Annotated in this window: 14 protein-coding genes; 5 read left to right on the top strand and 9 right to left on the bottom strand. The window is 72.1% G+C overall.

The genetic code is table 11. The features are described 5' to 3' along the window. Positions 1-93: 93 nt before the first annotated feature. Both IPZ69_RS06735 and IPZ69_RS06730 read left to right on the top strand, forming a co-directional pair. Entirely contained in the window at positions 94-594 is a 501-nt protein-coding gene (locus IPZ69_RS06735) for a metallophosphoesterase family protein (protein WP_235453070.1), read from the top strand. Positions 595-618: 24 nt separating this feature from the next. Then, complete coding sequence (locus IPZ69_RS06730) at positions 619-1206, top strand: GNAT family N-acetyltransferase (RefSeq protein WP_235453069.1); 588 nt, start codon at positions 619-621, stop codon at positions 1204-1206. A gap of 55 nt (positions 1207-1261) precedes the next feature. On the opposite strand, the gene IPZ69_RS06725 is transcribed toward IPZ69_RS06730, so the two are convergent. From IPZ69_RS06725 to IPZ69_RS06695, 7 genes are read right to left on the bottom strand one after another with little or no spacing between them, the layout of a single operon-like run. Next, positions 1262-1912: an SRPBCC family protein gene (locus tag IPZ69_RS06725; RefSeq protein WP_235453068.1), complete on the bottom strand. Its 651-nt coding sequence runs from the start codon at positions 1910-1912 to the stop codon at positions 1262-1264. Positions 1913-1928: 16 nt separating this feature from the next. Beyond that, positions 1929-3035, bottom strand: coding sequence for an XdhC family protein (locus IPZ69_RS06720; RefSeq protein ID WP_235453067.1), 1107 nt, complete (start codon positions 3033-3035; stop codon positions 1929-1931). Further along, positions 3028-4317, bottom strand: a complete 1290-nt coding sequence (locus tag IPZ69_RS06715) for a vWA domain-containing protein (RefSeq protein ID WP_235453066.1) — start codon at positions 4315-4317, stop codon at positions 3028-3030. The genes IPZ69_RS06720 and IPZ69_RS06715 overlap by 8 nt, the downstream gene beginning before the upstream one ends. A gap of 16 nt (positions 4318-4333) precedes the next feature. Then, entirely contained in the window at positions 4334-5209 is an 876-nt protein-coding gene (locus IPZ69_RS06710; RefSeq protein WP_235453065.1) for an AAA family ATPase, read from the bottom strand. A gap of 15 nt (positions 5210-5224) precedes the next feature. Beyond that, a complete protein-coding gene (locus tag IPZ69_RS06705; protein WP_235453064.1) occupies positions 5225-6079 on the bottom strand; it encodes an FAD binding domain-containing protein in 855 nt (284 codons plus the stop codon). Then, entirely contained in the window at positions 6076-8457 is a 2382-nt protein-coding gene (locus tag IPZ69_RS06700) for a xanthine dehydrogenase family protein molybdopterin-binding subunit (protein ID WP_235453063.1), read from the bottom strand. The genes IPZ69_RS06705 and IPZ69_RS06700 overlap by 4 nt, the downstream gene beginning before the upstream one ends. Beyond that, positions 8454-8948 carry a (2Fe-2S)-binding protein gene (locus IPZ69_RS06695; RefSeq protein ID WP_235453062.1) on the bottom strand — a complete coding sequence of 165 codons (495 nt, stop codon included), beginning with the start codon at positions 8946-8948 and terminating at the stop codon, positions 8454-8456. The genes IPZ69_RS06700 and IPZ69_RS06695 overlap by 4 nt, the downstream gene beginning before the upstream one ends. Before the next feature lie 264 nt (positions 8949-9212). On the opposite strand from IPZ69_RS06695, the gene IPZ69_RS06690 reads away from it, so the two are divergent. Both IPZ69_RS06690 and IPZ69_RS06685 read left to right on the top strand, forming a co-directional pair. After that, a complete protein-coding gene (locus tag IPZ69_RS06690) occupies positions 9213-11183 on the top strand; it encodes an elongation factor G (protein ID WP_235453061.1) in 1971 nt (656 codons plus the stop codon). Positions 11184-11273: 90 nt separating this feature from the next. Continuing rightward, positions 11274-13145, top strand: a complete 1872-nt coding sequence (locus IPZ69_RS06685) for a cellulase family glycosylhydrolase (RefSeq protein WP_235453060.1) — start codon at positions 11274-11276, stop codon at positions 13143-13145. Positions 13146-13204: 59 nt separating this feature from the next. Here IPZ69_RS06685 and IPZ69_RS06680 read toward each other — a convergent pair whose 3' ends face one another. Beyond that, positions 13205-14455 carry a YncE family protein gene (locus IPZ69_RS06680; protein WP_235453059.1) on the bottom strand — a complete coding sequence of 417 codons (1251 nt, stop codon included), beginning with the start codon at positions 14453-14455 and terminating at the stop codon, positions 13205-13207. A 162-nt stretch (positions 14456-14617) separates the two neighbouring features. Here IPZ69_RS06680 and IPZ69_RS06675 point away from each other — a divergent pair, with 162 nt between their 5' ends. Further along, on the top strand, positions 14618-15277 hold the full coding sequence (locus IPZ69_RS06675) for a TetR/AcrR family transcriptional regulator (RefSeq protein ID WP_235453058.1): 660 nt from the start codon (positions 14618-14620) through the stop codon (positions 15275-15277). A gap of 564 nt (positions 15278-15841) precedes the next feature. Here the strand turns inward: IPZ69_RS06675 and ctaD are convergent. Next, positions 15842-17485, bottom strand: a complete 1644-nt coding sequence (gene ctaD, locus IPZ69_RS06665; RefSeq protein WP_235453057.1) for an aa3-type cytochrome oxidase subunit I — start codon at positions 17483-17485, stop codon at positions 15842-15844. Positions 17486-17585 lie beyond the last annotated feature (100 nt).

Genomic DNA, 17585 nt, shown 5'->3' with positions numbered 1-17585 from the left:
TCACGGCCCTCCGGATGTTCCGGCGGGCCGTCGCGGTGTCCGGCGCCGCGTCGCCGCCCCGCGGCCGGCGTCGCCCCGACATAGGCTGGCCGCATGCGTCTGCTCCTCGTGTCGGACACCCATGTACCCCAGCGGGCCAAGCGGCTCCCCGACCAGCTGCTCGCCGAACTCCCGCACGCCGACGTGGTGTTCCACGCCGGCGACTGGGTCGACACCGCCACCCTCGACCTGCTGGAGAGCCGCAGCCGCCGGCTGATCGGGGTGTACGGCAACAACGACGGACCGGAGCTGCGCGCCCGGCTCCCCGAGGTGGCGTACGCCGAACTCGGCGGCCTGCGCTTCGGCGTCGTCCACGAGACCGGCCCCGCCGAGGGCCGCGAGGCCCGCTGCGCCGCCCGCTTCGCCGACCTGGACGTCCTGGTCTTCGGGCACAGCCACATCCCCTGGGACACGACCACCCCCACAGGCCTGCGCCTGCTCAACCCCGGCTCGCCGACCGACCGCAGGCGCCAGCCCCACTGCACCTACCTGACCGCGACCCTCGCCGACGGCGCGCTCACGGACGTGACGACGCACCGGCTGCCGCGGCCGTAGCGAAGGCTGTGGCAACATGCCGAGATGATCTCCAGCTCAGGCATACCGCCCGCCGTCCCCGCGGGTCGCATGGCAGGCGCCGACCAGCCCGTACTCCCGCTGTCGGCCAGCCTGGAACTGAGGCCCTGGCACGCCGACGACGCGGACGCCCTCATGGCCGCCGGACAGGATCCCGACATCCGCCGGTGGAACCTCTTCACCGTCGAGGACCGCGCCGACGCGCACCGCAGGATCGCGCGCATGCACGAGCGCTGGCGGGCCGAGACGGGCGCGGTCTGGGCCATCGCCCCGCCCGGTGCACAGGCGCTGGGCCTCATCGGGTGGAACGACGTCGACCTCGCCGACGGCAGCGCCGAGATCGTCTACTGGGTGCTGCCCGCCGCCCGGGGCGGCGGCATCGTCGTCGAGGCGACACGGCGCCTGAGCCGCTGGGCCCTGGACGACCTCGGCCTGCACCGGCTGCGGCTGTGCCACTCGGTCGCCAACCCCGCGTCCTGCCGGGTGGCCGAGAAGGCCGGCTACTCCTTCGAGGGCACCATGCGCGCGGCCCTCCAGCACGCCGACGGCCGGCACGACCAGCACCTGCACGCCCTCGTCCGGGGCGACGTCTGATCGCGCCACCGGCGGTCCTGACGGGCCTTCGGTGACGGTGGCGTCAGGGGCTCGGTCAGCGGCGGCGCGTCGCCGGGCGGTGGGAGCGCCGCCGGCGTCGTACGCCCTCGACGACCACGGCCGCCACGGCCACCGCCGCCAGCACGCCCGCCGCCCGCTTGGCGACCGGCACCCCGGCCGTCCGGAAGAGGTCGAGCGGCTCGGGTTCCGTCTCCGGCCCGGCCGGGGCGGACGGTTCCGTCGTCCCGTCCGTGGCCCGCTCCCGCTCGCTCAGCCGCTCGGCCAGGCACGCCGCGAACTGGCCCACCAGCCGGTCGCCGACCTCCGCCAGCACACCGCGCCCGAACTGCGCGGGACGCCCGGTCACGGTCAGATCGGTCCGTACGGACACCGCCGTACCGCCGTCGCGCTCGCTCAGCTCGCCGGTGACCGTGGCCCGGGCGGTGCCCTGGCCCCGTGTCTCCCGGCCGCTCGCCACCAGCACCATCCGGTGCGCCGTCCCGTCCTGCTCCTCGAAGACCGCGGTACCCCGGTAGGTCACGGTGACCGGGCCGACCTTGACCTTCACCGAACCGGTCACGGTCTTGCCGTCGTACTCCTCCACCGACGCCCCGGGCAGACACGGCGCCACGCGCTCGATGTCGAGGAGCGCGTGCCAGGCGTCGTCGACCGGGACGGGGACGGTGAACTCGTGGTGCAGCTCCATGACTTCCTCCTCGTAGTCAGACGGCACCCGGCGGGTGGATGGCCCCGGCGGTCGCGGTCAGGGGCACGCCGCTGCCGCCCCACCGCAGCGCGACGATCTCGGCGGCGACGGACACGGCGACCTCCTCGGGCGTACGGGCCCCGAGGTCGAGGCCCAGCGGGGAGCGCAGCCGGGACAGTTCGGCCTCCGTGAGCCCGGCGTCGGCCAGGCGTTTGCGGCGTTCGTCGTGGGTGCGCCGGCTGCCCATCGCCCCGATGTAGGCGGCCGGCCGGCGCAGCGCCTCCTGAAGCAGCGGCACGTCGAACTTCGGGTCGTGGGTCAGGACGCAGATCACCGTGCGCTCGTCGGTGTCCGTGCCGCTCAGATAGCGGTGCGGCCAGTCGACGACGACCTCAACGGCCGCCGGGAAGCGTTTGGGCGTGGCGAAGACCGGGCGGGCATCGCACACGGTGACCCGGTAGCCGAGGAAGTCGCCGATGCGGGCCACCGCGGCCGCGTAGTCGATCGCGCCGAAGACCAGCATGCGCGGCGGGGGCGCGAAGGACTGCAGGAACACGGTGACGGCGTCCTCGCGCCGCTCCCCGTGCGGCCCGTAGTGCCTCAGGCCCGTGGCGCCGAGGGCGAGTTCGCCGCGCGCGTCCGCGGTGACCGCCGCGTCGAGCCCGGTCGCGCCCAGCGTGCCGGTGACCGTCCGCGGCCACACGGCCAGCGTGGCCCCGCGCGGCGCCGGCCCGTCCACCACCGTGGCCACGGTCACCGGCTCACCCGCGGCGACCGACGCCGCGACCTCGCTGAACGCCGGGTCCGACGCGGGGGTCACGGGCCGTACCAGCAGGGTGATCTCGCCGCCGCAGGTCAGCCCGACCGCGAACGCGTCCTCGTCGCTGTACCCGAAGGTCTCCAGCCGTGGCTCGCCGCTCGCCACGACCTCCTGAGCGAGCTCGAACACCGCCCCCTCCACACAGCCCCCGGACACGCTCCCCACGACCTCGTCCTCGGGACCCACCGCCATCGCGGCCCCGGGGCCGCGGGGCGCGCTGCGGCTGACCGCGACGACCGTGGCGAGGCCGAACGGGATCCGGGCCGCGTACCAGCGCTCCAGCGCCGGCAGAATGTCACGCACGATCCACTCCTCTCCGACGGGCCCCGGGCACCGTCGTGCCGGATCCCGCCGTGCCGCGCACCACCTGGGCGAGCCGCTCCAGCGCCAGCAGGCTGTGCCCCTCGACGAAGTCGTCCACGCTGGGCAGCGCCGCCGCCATCCCGGCGGCCAGGGGTGCGTAGCCGGGGCGTGCCTTGCGCGGGTTGGCCCAGACCACCCGGTGCGCCAGCCCGTGCAAGCGTCGCATCTGCGCCGCGAGCAGCTCCGGATCGCCACGCTCCCAGCCGTCCGACAGCAGGACGACGACCGCGCCGCGGGCCAGTCCGCGCTGCCCCCAGCGGTTGAGGAACTCGCGCAGCAGTTCGCCCAGCCGGGTGCCGCCGCGCCAGTCGGGCACGGCCGCCGCCAGGGCCGCCATCGCCAGGTCGGGGTCGCGGTGCGAGAGTTCGCGGGTCACCCGGGTCAGCCGGGTGCCGATGGTGAACACCTCCGTGCGGCCGCCGCGGACCGCCGCGTGCGCGAACCGCAGCAGTGCGTCGGCGTACGGCGCCATCGAGCCGCTCACGTCGACGAGCAGGACGACCCGGCGGGGCCGCTCCACGCGCGCGTGCCGGTGCGGCCGGGCCGGCTCCCCGCCGCGTCGCAGCAGCGCGCGGACGGTGCGGCGCGGATCGACGTCCCCGCGCCGGGCGGGCCGCCGCCGGGCCGAGCGCCGGGTCCGGCCGTGCAGCGCGAACGCGGCGAGCAGCCGGTTGAGCTGGGCGCGTTCGGCGGCGCTCAGCTCGGCCACGTCGCGGTGGCGCAGTACCTCGGCGGAGCTGGCGAGGGTGGCCGTGGGCGGGCCGGAGGGCTCGCCGCCGCCGGGGGCGCGGGGACCGGGCGGCGCGTCCCGCAGGACGAGCCGGGGCCGGGGCGCGGGAGCGGCGCGCGCCATCGGCCGGGCGGGCTCGTCGTGGGTGCCGAAGTACGCCGCGAACACCCGCTCGTACCGCTCCAGATCGTCGTGCCCACCGCACAGCGTCGCCCGCCCGGCCCAGTACACGTCCGCCCGCAGCCCGGGCCGCAGCACCTCCACGGCCCGCAGGAACGCGTACACCCGCTCGGCGCTCGCATCGACCCCCGCGGCCCGCACCGCACGCACGAACCCGAGCAGCACGGCGTCCGCCCCCAAACCCTCACCCGCCTCGCGTACGACGCCCGCCGAGCCGCCCTCCTCGCGCACCGCGCCCGTCGGCCCGCCCGCCGCGGATCCCGCCCCCGGCGTTCCGCCCGGCCCGTGTCCCGCCGTATCCATTCCAGTCATGTCCAGTCACGTCCCGTCACGTCCCCCGGGACGCCAGGACCGCGGCGAGGTCGAGGCCCCGGGCGCGCTCGGTGTCCTCGCGGTACTTCAGTACCGAGCCGAGCGTCGCGACGGCCAGTTCGGCGTCCACCTCGTTCGCCCCCAGCGCGTCCAGGGCCTGGGCCCAGTCGATCGTCTCCGCCACACCGGGCGGCTTGAGCAGATCCGCGCTCCGCAGCGTCTGCACCAGCGCGGTGACCTGCTCGGCCAGCCGGGCCGACACCTCGGGCAGCCGGCGCCGCACGATCGCCAGTTCGCGGGCGAACCCGGGATGGTCGAACCAGTGGTACAGGCAGCGCCGCTTCAGCGCGTCGTGCACCTCCCGGGTCCGGTTCGAGGTGAGCACGACCACCGGCGGCCGCTCGGCCCGCAGCGTGCCGAGCTCCGGGATCGTGACGGAGTACTCGGACAGCAGCTCCAGCAGGAACGCCTCGAACTCGTCGTCGGCACGGTCGATCTCGTCGACCAGCAGCACCGACGGCTGCGTCTGCAGCGCCCGCAGCAGCGGCCGGGCGACGAGGAAGCGTTGGTCGTACAGCTCGCTCTCCAGCCGGTCGGCGTCCCTGACCCCGGCCGCCTCGGCGGCCCTCAGATGCAGTAGCTGACGCGGGAAGTCCCAGTCGTACAGGGCCTGCGAGGCGTCGATGCCCTCGTGGCACTGCAACCGGATCAGCGGCGCGTCGAGCGCCTTGGCGAGGGCGGAGGCGAGCGCGGTCTTGCCCACGCCCGCGTCGCCCTCGCAGAAGAGCGGCCGGTGCAGCTGCAGGGCCAGGAAGCAGGTGACGGCCAGCCCTTCGTCGACGAGATAGCCCGTCGCCTCCAGGCGGGCGCGCACCTGCTCCGGGTCGTCCATCCGGGTGATCGGCGCTCACCCCATTCCGGTGGCGGTCAGCACGGCCCGCCGGGTCAGCACCCGCGCGAGGTGTCCCCGGTACTCGGGCGAGGCCGACACGTCCTGCGCGGGCCGGGTGCCCTCGGCCGCCGCCTCGGCGGCCCGGGCCACGGCCTGCGGGTCCCCGGCGCCGGTGAGCGCCTGTTCGGCCGCCGCCGCGCGCAGCGGGGTCGCGCCCATGTTGGTCAGTCCGACGCGTGCCTCGACGATCTGCCCGTTCTCACGCCGCACCAGCGCCGCGACCCCGACGATCGCCCAGGCCTGGGCGACCCGGTGGAACTTCTCGTAGTGGAAGCTCCAACCGTCCGTCTTCGGGACGCGCACCTCCACCAGGAGTTCGTCGGGCGAGAGCGCCGACTGGAGGTAGTCGAGGAAGAACTCCCGGGCCGGGATCGTGCGCCGTCCGGCCGGTCCGGCGGCGACCAGTTCGGCGTCCAGCGCCAGCACCACCGCGGGCAGGTCGCCGGCCGGGTCGGCGTGCGCGAGCGAGCCGCCGAGGGTGCCCCGGTGCCGTACGGCCGGATCGGCGACGGTGGCCGTGGCCTGGGCCAGCAGACCGGCGTGCCGGCGCACCAGCGGGTCGCGGATCACGTCGTGGTGCGTGGTCATCGCGCCGATGACGAGCGAGTCGCCGTCCTCGCGGACCCCGCGCAGCTGTGGGATCCGGCCGACGTCCACGACGAGTTCCGGGAAGGCCAGCCGCAGGCGCAGCAGCGGCAGCAGGCTCTGCCCGCCGGCCAGTACCTTCGCCTCCTCGCCCGCCTGGGCGAGCGCGCGCACCGCCTCCTCGACGCTCTCGGGACGTGCGTAGTCGAATGCGGGAGGAATCATGGCGAGGCCTCCTCTCCGGCCGTGGCAGAGCGAACGGCCCGCCACACCCGTTCCGGTGTGCACGGCATCCGTACGTCGTGCACGCCCAGCGGCCGGAGCGCGTCCACGACGGCGTTGACCACGGCGGGCGTCGACGCGATGGTCCCCGCCTCGCCGACCCCCTTGACCCCGAGGGGGTTGGAGGCCGCGGGCGTCTCCGTCCGGTCGGTCACGAAGTCCGGCAGGTCGGCGGCGGACGGCACGAGGTAGTCGGCCATGGTGCCGGAGACGAGGTTGCCCTCGTCGTCGTACACGGCCTCCTCGTACAGCGCCTGCGCGATGCCCTGGGCGAGCCCGCCGTGCACCTGCCCCTCGACGATCATCGGGTTGACGACCCGGCCGACGTCGTCGACGCAGACGTACGAGCGGATGCTCGTCCGCCCGGTCTCGGTGTCGACCTCGACCGCGCACAGATGGGTGCCGTGGGGGTAGGAGAAGTTCTCCGGGTCGACCAGGTGCTCGGCGTTGATGGTGGGTTCCATCCCGTCGGGCAGGTCGTGCGAGGAGAACGTCTCGAAGGCGACCTCCTGGATCGACTTGCGCGCCTCCGGGGAGCCCTTCACGGAGAACACGCCGCCCGTGAACTCCAGGTCCTGCGCGCTGGCCTCCAGCAGGTGCGCGGCGACCTTGCGGGCCTTCTCCACCACCTTCTCCGCGGCCCGGTGCACGGCCGACCCGCCGACCACCAGCGACCGGGATCCGTAGGTGTCCATGCCCTGCGGGGCCGCCTTGGTGTCGCCGTGCAGCACCTCGACGTCCTCGAAGGGCACGCCGAGCACGTCGGCCGCGATCTGGCTCCAGCAGGTCACATGGCTCTGCCCGTGCGGGCTGGTGCCGGTGACGACCTCGACCTTGCCGGTGGGCAGCATGCGGATGCTCGCCGCCTCCCAGCCGCCGGCCGCGTACCGCAGGTCGCGCAGCACCCGGCTCGGCGCCAGGCCGCACATCTCCGTGTACGTCGACACGCCGATGCCGAGGCGTACGGGGTCGCCGCGCTCGTTGCGCTTGTGCTGTTCGGCGCGCAGGTCGTCGTACCCGAACAGGGCGAGGGCCTTCTCGGTGGCCGCCTCGTAGTTGCCGGTGTCGTAGGTCAGCCCGGCGACGGAGGTGTACGGGAACTCCTCGTGCCGGATCCAGTTGCGGCGCCGCACCTCGACCGGGTCCAGGCCGAGTTCCACGGCCAGCTCGTCCATGATCCGCTCGATGGCGAACGTCGCCTCGGGGCGTCCGGCGCCGCGGTAGGCGTCGGTGGGGGTACGGGTGGTGAAGACGCCGGTGCAGGTGAAGTCGTAGGCGTCCATCTTGTAGATCGCCGGGTACATGAAGGCGCCGAGGATCGGGATGCCCGGGGTGACGAGCATCAGGTAGGCGCCCATGTCGGCGATCAGGTCCACCTTCAGGCCGAGGAGCCTGCCCTCGCGGGTGGCGGCGACCTCGACGTCCTGGATCATGCCGCGGCCGTGATGGGTCGCGAGGTAGCCCTCGGAGCGGGACTCGGTCCACTTGACCGGCCGGCCGATCCGGCGCGCGACGGCGAGCGCGAGCGCCTCCTCGCCGTAGACCTGGAGCTTCGAGCCGAAGCCGCCGCCCACGTCCGGTGCGATCACCCGGAGCTTGTGCTCGGGGACCCCGGTGACCACCGAGAGCATGATCCGCAGGATGTGCGGGATCTGGGTCGAGGAGTACACCGTGTACTCACCGGAGGCGGCCAGCGGGGTGACGACGACCGCGCGCGGTTCCATGGCGTTCGGGATGAGCCGCTGCTGGTGGTAGCGGCGCTTGACGATCACCTCGGCGCGCTGCCGGACCGACTCGAAGCTCTCGCCGGTGGCCAGCGGCCAGGTGTAGCAGCGGTTGGTGCCCTTGTCCGCGTGGACCAGCGGGGCGTCCTCGGCGAGCGCGGCCTCCAGGTCGAGTACCGGGGGCAGCGGGTCGTAGTCGACCTCGATCGCCTCCAGCGCGTCGGCGGCCGCGTACCGGTCGCGGGCCACGACGACCGCCACCGGGTCGCCGGCGTAGCGGACCTCGTCGACGGCGACCGGCGGGTGGTCGGGCAGCACGATGTCCTCGGTGACCGGCCAGGCGCAGGGCAGCGAACCCAGTCCCTCGGCCAGGTCGGCGCCGCTGAACGCGGCCACGACACCGGGGCGTTCGAGGGCGGGGGAGACGTCGATCCGCTCGATGCGGGCGTGGGCCATCGGGCTGCGCAGGATGGCCAGGTGCAGCAGGCCGGCGACCTGGATGTTGTCGGTCCAGTTGGTCTGTCCGGTGATCAGCCGGGCGTCCTCCTTGCGCAGCCGGGAGCGTCCGACCTCGCGTTCGACGGCCTGATCGGTCATGCCGTGACCTCCTCGGCGACCTCCTGCGCGAGCGTCTCGCCGGAGGCGGCGAGCACCGCGCGGACGATGTTCTGGTAGCCCGTGCAGCGGCAGAGGTTGCCCTCCAGGGCCTGCCGGACCTCGCCGGGCGTGGGATGCGGGTTCTCGCGCAGCAGATCGCGCGCCGCCATGATCATCCCGGGGGTGCAGTAGCCGCACTGCAGACCGTGCCGCTCGTGGAAGGCGCGCTGGAGCGCCGTCCATTCGCCGTCCCGGGCCAGCCCCTGCACGGTGGTCACGTCGCTCCCGTCCGCCTGCACCGCCAGCACCGAGCAGCTCTTGACGGTCGCCCCGTCCAGGTCGACGGTGCAGGCCCCGCAGTTCGAGGTGTCGCAGCCGATCGGGGTGCCGGTGAGGCCGAGGCGGTCGCGCAGGTAGTGGGCGAGGAGGAGACGTGGTTCCACGTCGTCCTCGTACGTCGTGCCGTCCACGTTCACCTTGATGTGGGTCATGTGCCCTCCAGACCGTGCGGGCAGGAGTAAGGGGATGGCGGGGGAATCCGGCCATCGAACGTGATGTAGGTCACTCTATGGCCGGGCCCTGGGGGCGGCGAGTGCTGCGACCGGGTTTTGTTGAGCGTTAATGCATTGCCGTCGGGGGCCCGGCCCTGCTGCACTTCTGGCGACCCGACGGCACACCGAGAGGACCGACGATGCGAGCTGCGTGCATGTCCACCCAGGAAGGAATCCCGCCCATGCCGAAGGACATCGCGCTCAGTGCATCTGCTCAATCTCGGAATCCTCGCGCACGTAGACGCCGGTAAGACCAGCCTGACCGAACGGCTGCTGCACACGGCCGGAGTCATCGACGAGCTCGGCAGCGTCGACGACGGGAACACCCGGACCGACACCCTCGCGCTGGAACGGCAGCGCGGCATCACCATCAAGTCCGCCGTCGTCTCGTTCCCGCTCGACTGCGTCACCGTCAACCTGATCGACACCCCCGGTCACCCCGACTTCATCGCCGAGGTGGAGCGGGTCCTCGGCGTGCTCGACGGCGCGGTCCTGGTCGTCTCGGCCGTCGAGGGCGTCCAGGCGCAGACCCGGGTCCTGATGCGGACCCTGCGCCGGCTGCGCATCCCGACGCTGGTCTTCGTCAACAAGATCGACCGGCGCGGCGCACGGGACGAGGCGGTCCTCGACGCGCTGGCCCGGCGCCTGACGCGGTCGATGGTGCCGATGGGCACCGCGGCCGGGCTCGGCACCCGCGACGCCCGCTTCGTCCCCGGGCTCGGCCCGGCCGCCCTCGACGTCCTCGCCGAGCACGACGAGGAACTGCTCGCCGCGTACGTCGAGGACACCGTCTCGTACGACCTCCTGCGCGCCGCCCTCGCCACCCGCACCCGGCAGGCGCTGGTCCATCCGGTGTACTTCGGCTCCGCCGTCACCGGCGCCGGCGTGCCCGAGCTCGTCACGGGCATCGAGGAACTGCTGCCCGTCGCCGACGGCGACCCCGCGGGGCCGCTGTCCGCCACGGTGTTCAAGGTCGAGCGGGGCCCGGCGGGGGAGAGGATCGCCTACGCGCGCGTCTTCTCCGGCACCCTCCGCGCCCGCGACCGGATCCCCTTCGGTGACGGCCGCGAGGAGGGCAAGATCACCGCGGTCAGCGTCTTCGACCACGGCACGGACGTCCGGGAGGACGAGGTCCCCGCGGGCCGGATCGGCAGGCTGTGGGGCCTGGGCGGCGTCCGGATCGGCGACGCGATCGGTGAACGCCGGACGGTGTACGAGCACCACTTCGCGCCGCCGACCCTGGAGACGGTCGTCGTCCCCGGGCCGGGCGTGGACCGGCGGTCGCTGCACGTCGCGCTCACCCAGCTGGCCGAACAGGACCCGCTCATCGACGTGCGCCACGACGAGGTGCGGCGGGAGACCTCCGTCTCCCTCTACGGCGAAGTGCAGAAGGAGGTCGTCCAGGCCACCCTCGCCGACGAGTACGGCCTCGACGTCGGTTTCCGCGCGACCACGACCATCTGCGTGGAGCGCCCGGTCGGGACGGGGGCGGCCGTCGAGTTCAACAAGAAGGACGCCAACCCGTTCCTGGCGACGGTCGGCCTGCGCGTCGAGGCGGCACCGGTCGGCTCGGGGACGGACTTCCGGCTGGAGGTGGAGCTGGGGTCCATGCCGTACGCCTTCTTCAAGGCCGTCGAGGACACCGTGCGCGAGACGCTCGGCCAGGGGCTGCACGGCTGGCAGGTCACCGACTGCACGGTCACCATGACCCACTCCGGCTACTCGCCCCGGCAGAGCCACGCCCACCAGGGCTTCGACAAGAGCATGTCGAGCACCGGGGCGGACTTCCGCGGACTGACCCCGCTGGTCCTGGTCGAGGCGCTGCGCCGGGCAGGCACCCGGGTGTACGAGCCGATGCACCGCTTCCGCCTTCAGGCCCCGGCGGACACGCTGGGCGCCCTGCTGCCGGTGCTGGCCCGGCTGGGAGCGGTGCCGCAGACCACCGCCACGCACGGCGCGGCCGCTGTCCTGGAGGGTGCGGTGCCGGCCGCCCGGGTGCACGAGCTGGAGCAGCGGCTGCCGGGGCTGACCCGGGGCGAGGGCGAGCTGGAGAGCGCCTTCGACCACTACGCGCCGGTCACCCGGGGCGCGGTCCCTCGGCGGCCGCGCACCGACCACAACCCGCTGAACCGCAAGGAGTACCTGTTGAACGTGACGAAGAGAGTCGGCGGGTAAGGGCCGGGGGGTGAGGGCCGAGCGGTGACCGAGACTCAACTTACTCATGAGTCAGAAGGATTGACGGTGCCCTGATCCCGCCGGAATGTAATGGACATGCCGAACATGCGGGCGCGTCTGATCGTCGTCTTCGTTGTCACCGTCGTCCTCAGCGGATTCCTGACGGTGGCGGGCACCTCGCCCGCCACCGCCGCCACCCCGTCCGACTCCCTCTGGTTCGACGGCACCCCCCTCACGGTCCACGACGGCCGCTTCGTCGACGGCCAGGGCCGCGAGGTCGTGCTGCGCGGCTACAACGTCTCCGGTGAGACCAAGCTGGCCGAGAACGGCGGCCTGCCCTTCGCCTCGGTCGCCGACGCGCGAAGGTCGGCTGCCGCGCTGCGCGCCCTCGGCGGCGGCAACGCGGTCCGCTTCCTGCTCTCCTGGGCCGAGGCCGAGCCCGTGCGCGGCCAGGTGGACACGGCCTACCTGGCCGCCGCCACCGAGCAGTTGCGGGCCTTCCTCGACGCCGGCATCCGCGTCTACCCCGACTTCCACCAGGACCTCTACTCCCGCCATCTCTTCCACACGGGCAGCTGGTACACCGGCGACGGAGCACCCGAATGGGCGGTGGACGCGGGGAGTTATCCCAAGGAGTCGTGCGGGATCTGCTTCTTCTGGGGCCAGAACATCACCCAGAACGCGGCCGTGACGAAGGCGCAGTACGACTTCTGGCACAACACCTACGGCCTCCAGGACGCCTTCCTCGCCACGGCGCAGTCGACGATGGCCTACCTCGCCCAGCACCTGACGGACAGCGAGTTCGCCGGCGTCGTCGGCTTCGACCCCTACAACGAGCCGTACGCCGGCACCTATGAGTCCGGCCAGACCTCCCGTACCTGGGAGCGGGACCTGCTGTGGCCCTTCTACCAGCGGTTCCGGGCCCGTATGGACGCGGCGGGCTGGCAGGCCAAGCCCGCGCTCGTCGAGCCGAACCTGTTCTGGAACGCCAACATCGCCTCCCAGAAGCAGGAGGGCGGGCTGCTCGACGCGGGCACGCTCGGCACGCGCTATGTCCTCAACACCCACTTCTACGACCAGAAGGCCATCTCCGGCATCCTCATGTGGGGCAAGGCGAACGACGGCCAGTACGCCACCGACTTCGCCGCGATCCGCGACCGCGCCGCGGCGGCCGGGACCGCGGCCGTGGTCAGCGAGTACGGGCACCCCCTGTCCGGCACCGTCTCGGACAAGGCGCCGACCGTCCTGAAGGCCATGTACCAGGCCCTCGACTCGCGCCTCCCCGGGGCGAGTTGGTGGTCGAACCCGGCGGCCTCCGGTCCGGTCCTGTCCGGCTCGCAGTGGCAGTGGGACCTCTACAACGGCCGCCACCACGAGTTGATGAACGACAACCCCGGCAAGGTGCTCACCTCCGGCGACGCCTGGAACGACGAGGACCTGTCCGCCGTGCGGCTCGACGACTCGGGTGCGGCGACGCTCCGCCAGGACGCCCGTCTGCTCGACCGGATCTACCCCGCCGCCACCTCCGGCGCCACGGCCGCCTTCACCTACGAGGACCGCTCCCGGGACGGCTCGACCACGCTGACCTGGAACCCCGTGCCCAGCACCCTGCCGAACGTGTCGCGCCTGGTCGGCGCCGGCCAGTACGGCCTCCTGGTGTGGCGCTCGGGCAGCGGTACGGCCCCCACCGAACTGCATCTGCCGGCGTCCTTCCCGATCGCGGCGACCACGGTCGTCTCCGACCTCGGCACGGCCTACGCGCCCCCGCCGTACACCGCCTCGACCCCGGTCGGCGTGGCCCCGGAGCCGGGCGGCACGGGCAGCCGGCGCCTGCTGCTCACGGACGCGGACTCCGGCACCCTGCACTACGCGCTGGTGACCAACGGGGCGACCGCGCCGTCGGCCGACCTGCTGGGCGCGGCGCGGTCCGAGCTCACCGCCTGGGCGGCGGCGCGCTTCTGACACCGCGCGTCGGCCTCCGGGAGGGATCCCGGAGGCCGACGCACCGGCTCGACGGACTCTCAGCCCGAGGACGGGCCGGTCCAGCCCTCAGGCACGTGCCCCAGCCGCACGCGCTGCGGGTGGTCGCCGACGGCGACGGACGCGACCTTCTGCCCGGTCGCGAAGTCGATGGCGGTGACCTGGTCGGCGCCGCTCTCGGAGATGATGCAGTCCTTGCCGTCACCGCTGACCGTGGCCCAGTAGGGCTTGGAGGCGGTGACCAGCGGACCCTCCTGGAGGGTGGCGCGGTCGACGACGGTGGCGTAGTCGTCCATCGTCCCGGCGACGCACAGCTTCGTGCCCGCCGGGTTCATCGAAATCCCGTGGTGACGCGAGTCGTTGACCCAGGTGGTGCGGTCCTCGCTGGTCGCCGGGTTCTTCGGCAGGGTCTTCATCCGGGTGATCTTGTCGGTGGCGACGTCGTACTCCAGGAAGCCGTTGAAGAACGACACCTGGAAGTAGAGCTTCGACTCGTCGGGGGAGAAGACGGCGGGACGGACCGCGTCGGAGAAGTCCTTGAGGCCGAAGGCGTTCAGCCGGTCCCGCATGTCGATGACCTTGACCTGCTTGTACGTGGTCGCGTCCACGACCGTGATGTGCCGGTCGCCCTTGGTCCAGTCCCAGATCGGGTCGTCGAGGGCGGTGTTGACGTCCCCGATGGCCATGTTCCAGATGTACTTGCCGTCCTTGGTGAAGATGTTCTCGTGCGGCTTGTCCCCGGTCGCGAACGAGCCGACCTGCTTGCCCGTGTCGATGTCCAGCACGTGCACGGTGTTCGCGGTCGAGGCGGACACCGCGACCCGGGTGCCGTCGGGGGAGACCGCCATGTGGTCGGAGCGGTAACCGGCCACCGGGAAACGCCAGTTGATCTTCCCGCTGGCGAGGTCGATCGAGACGACGTCGGCGAAGCTCGGCCGGGAGACCACCACCGACCTGCCGTCCGGCGTGGAGTACATGTCGTCCGCGAACTGGTCGTGGCCCTCGCCGACGCCGTTGCGGATGGCCATGAAGTAGATCCACTTGATCGGGTCGGCGTTGATCGCCGCCATCCGGGCGTCCTTGTCCGGGATGACGTTGATCCGGCCCACCTTCGCGAAGTCGCCGGAGGACTTGATGACGTCGGCGGTGCCGTCCCAGTTGTTGCCGACGAACATCACCTCGCGCAGACCGGCGGCGTCGGTAGCGGCATGGGCGGCGGTCGCGGGGGCGGCGACGGTCAGGGCGAGGGCGGCGGCCACGGAGCAAAGGTGCCTGGGTCTGAAGGCAGGCATGACTGCTCTCTCCTCAGGGGTGGGGTGTGGGAGGTGAGGAATCTGAACACGTGCGCATTCAGAGTTAACTTACTGAAAAGTAAGGTGGGGTGGCCTTCTCCACAAGACCGCGTACACGACAAAATTGGTCCTGGGTGGGCGAGTTGAGGACGGGAGGGGACCGTGGCGGGCAGGCTCAGGGCGCCGACCGGCCGTTATGCCGGAAAGTCCGCGCAGGAGCGCCAGGCGGAACGGCGTCGGCGTTTCCTGGACGCGGCGCTCGGGCTCTTCGGCGACACTCCGGGCTTCCGCGCCAGCACCGTCGCGTCCCTCAGCGAGGCCGCGGGCCTGTCCACCCGCCAGTTCTACGAGGAGTTCCGCACCCTGGAGGACGTCCTCGCGGCCCTGCACCTCCAGGTCAACGACTGGGCCGAGCAGGCCGTACTGGCGGCCCTCACCGGCGCGGACGGGCTGCCGCTCGCCGAACGCACCGCCGTGATCTTCCGCGCCTACGCCGGGAACGTCACCGCCGACCCGCGCCGTGTCCGCATCACCTTCGTCGAGATCATCGGCGTCAGCCCGCGTCTGGAGGAACAGCGCCTCGCCCGTCGCGCCCGCTGGGTCGAGCTGATCTGCGCCGAGGCCGACGCGGCCGCCACGCGCGGCGAGGCGGCCCCCCGTGACTACCGGATCGCCGCGGCGGCGTTCATCGGCAGCGTCAACGGCCTGCTGCACGACTGGAGTGCGGGGTGGGTGGACGCGAGTCTGGACGAGGTGGTCGACGAACTGGTCGGGCAACTGCTGGGGATCCTGCGTCCGGACGGGTGGTCACCGGAAGGCTGAGCGCTCGCCCTGCCCGGGGTGTCGCCGTCATCAACGGCCCTGCGTGTGGGCCGGGTTCACGCCTGGCGCACCCGTCACACCGGTTGGTCCACCAGAAGTGGACCGGCACCTGACCCCGGGTCGCCGGGATCCCGCCGACCTTGGGGGCCGACGGGATCCCGGCGACCCGGCACGGCACGGCATGCACCGGCCGGACCAGGCACTGGCGCCCCGGTGTCAGGCTGAACGAGTACAGCAGCAGGCCCGCCGACGCCAGCAGGGCGCACCCCAGCGCGACGCCGGCGAGCAGCCGCTGCCGCAGGGCGCGGTACCTGCCCTCGTACTCGCGGCGCAGCTCCTCGGCGCGCTCGGCCGTGCGCTGCCAGGAGGAGCGGGCCAGCGACAGGTACTCCGTCTCGAACTCCCGCTCCACCTCGTCGCGTTGGGTGTCCGTCAGCCAGCCGAGTCGGGCGGTGAACCGCGTGGCGGCCGTGCGGCCCTCCTCGCGGGCGGCCGCGAGGAGCAGATGGCCCTCGATCTCGTTCACGAATACGCGCACGTCGTGCGGACGGTCGCCCATGGCGGTCACCGGGCGGTCAGCTCTCGCTCCGGCAGCGGGCCTTCGATCTCCGGGTGGTGCAGGTCGAACGCCGGGGACTCGCTGCGGATGCGGGGCAGGGAGGCGAAGTTGTGGCGCGGAGGCGGGCAGGAGGTCGCCCACTCCAGCGAACGGCCGTAGCCCCAGGGGTCGTCGACCTCGACCCGCTCGCCGTACTTGGCGGTCTTCCAGACGTTGTAGAAGAAGGGGAGCAGGGACGACCCGAGCAGGAACGAGAAGATCGTCGAGACCGTGTTGAGCGTGGTGAGGCCCTCGACCGCCAGATAGTCGGGGATCCGGCGCTGCATTCCGTTCGCGCCCAGCCAGTGCTGCACGAGGAACGTGCCGTGGAAGCCGATGAACAGCGTCCAGAAGGTGATCTTGCCGAGGCGCTCGTCGAGCATCTTGCCGGTGAACTTCGGCCACCAGAAGTGGAATCCGGCGAACATGGCGAACACGACCGTGCCGAAGACGACGTAGTGGAAGTGGGCCACCACGAAGTACGAGTCGGAGATGCTGAAGTCGATGGGCGGCGAGGCGAGCATGACACCGGTCAGGCCGCCGAAGACGAACGTGACGAGGAAGCCCATGACCCACAGCATCGGGGTCTCGAAGGACAGGGAGCCCTTCCACATGGTGCCGATCCAGTTGAAGAATTTCACCCCGGTCGGGACCGCGATCAGGAAGGTCATGAACGAGAAGAACGGCAGCAGGACCCCGCCGGTGACGTACATGTGGTGGGCCCACACGGTCACGGACAGACCGGCGATCGAGATGGTCGCGGCGACCAGGCCCATGTAGCCGAACATCGGCTTGCGACTGAAGACCGGGATGATCTCACTGATGATGCCGAAGAACGGCAGGGCGATGATGTAGACCTCCGGGTGTCCGAAGAACCAGAAGAGGTGCTGCCACAGCAGTGCTCCGCCGTTGGCCGCGTCGAAGATGTGGGCGCCGAACTTGCGGTCCGCTTCCAGGGCGAACAGCGCGGCCGCGAGGACCGGGAACGCCAGCAGGACGAGCAGCGCGGTCAGCAGCACGTTCCACACGAAGATCGGCATCCGGAACATGGTCATGCCCGGGGCGCGCAGGCAGATGATCGTGGTGATGAAGTTGACCGCGCCGAGGATGGTGCCGAAGCCGGAGAAGGCCAGACCCATGATCCACATGTCGGCCCCGACCCCGGGGGTGCGGATCGCGTCCGACAGCGGGGCGTAGGCGAACCAGCCGAAGTCGGCCGCGCCCTCCGGCGTGAGGAAACCACCGACCGCGATCAGCGAGCCCAGCAGATAGAGCCAGTAGGCCAGCATGTTCAGCCGGGGGAAGGCGACGTCCGGCGCGCCGATCTGCAGCGGCATGATCCAGTTCGCGAAGCCGGCGAACAGCGGCGTCGCGAACATCAGCAGCATGATCGTGCCGTGCATCGTGAACGCCTGGTTGAACTGCTCGTTCGACATGATCTGCAGGCCCGGACGGGCCAGTTCGGCGCGCATGAACAGCGCCAGAACGCCGCCGACGCAGAAGAATCCGAACGCCGTGACCAGATACAGCGTGCCGATCGTCTTGTGGTCCGTGGTGGTCAGCCACTTGATGATCCTGGGGGCGACGCCCCTGCGGTTGATGCTCTTCACGCCCCGCCTGTGTCCGCGGCGGGCCCGCACGTCACACTCGGACGACGGGACAAGAATCACGGGCAGGGGGTGTGACGATCCGGCAAGTGCCGGACACGAA

The sequence above is a fragment of the Streptomyces olivochromogenes genome (genome assembly GCF_021538895.1).
GTDB lineage: Bacteria > Actinomycetota > Actinomycetes > Streptomycetales > Streptomycetaceae > Streptomyces > Streptomyces olivochromogenes_A.
Note: the sequence above shows the minus strand (reverse complement) of the source record. Positions and strands in the feature narration are given on the sequence as shown.

Excerpts from the sequence above, each read along its gene's own strand:
- IPZ69_RS06735 (WP_235453070.1), top strand. The coding sequence starts at position 94 with ATGCGTCTGCTCCTCGTGTCGGACACCCATGTACCCCAGCGGGCCAAG.
- IPZ69_RS06730 (WP_235453069.1), top strand. The coding sequence starts at position 619 with ATGATCTCCAGCTCAGGCATACCGCCCGCCGTCCCCGCGGGTCGCATG.
- IPZ69_RS06725 (WP_235453068.1), bottom strand. The coding sequence starts at position 1,912 with ATGGAGCTGCACCACGAGTTCACCGTCCCCGTCCCGGTCGACGACGCC.
- IPZ69_RS06715 (WP_235453066.1), bottom strand. The coding sequence starts at position 4,317 with ATGACTGGAATGGATACGGCGGGACACGGGCCGGGCGGAACGCCGGGG.
- IPZ69_RS06710 (WP_235453065.1), bottom strand. The coding sequence starts at position 5,209 with ATGGACGACCCGGAGCAGGTGCGCGCCCGCCTGGAGGCGACGGGCTAT.
- IPZ69_RS06705 (WP_235453064.1), bottom strand. The coding sequence starts at position 6,079 with ATGATTCCTCCCGCATTCGACTACGCACGTCCCGAGAGCGTCGAGGAG.
- IPZ69_RS06700 (WP_235453063.1), bottom strand. The coding sequence starts at position 8,457 with ATGACCGATCAGGCCGTCGAACGCGAGGTCGGACGCTCCCGGCTGCGC.
- IPZ69_RS06695 (WP_235453062.1), bottom strand. The coding sequence starts at position 8,948 with ATGACCCACATCAAGGTGAACGTGGACGGCACGACGTACGAGGACGAC.
- IPZ69_RS06685 (WP_235453060.1), top strand. The coding sequence starts at position 11,274 with ATGGACATGCCGAACATGCGGGCGCGTCTGATCGTCGTCTTCGTTGTC.
- IPZ69_RS06680 (WP_235453059.1), bottom strand. The coding sequence starts at position 14,455 with ATGCCTGCCTTCAGACCCAGGCACCTTTGCTCCGTGGCCGCCGCCCTC.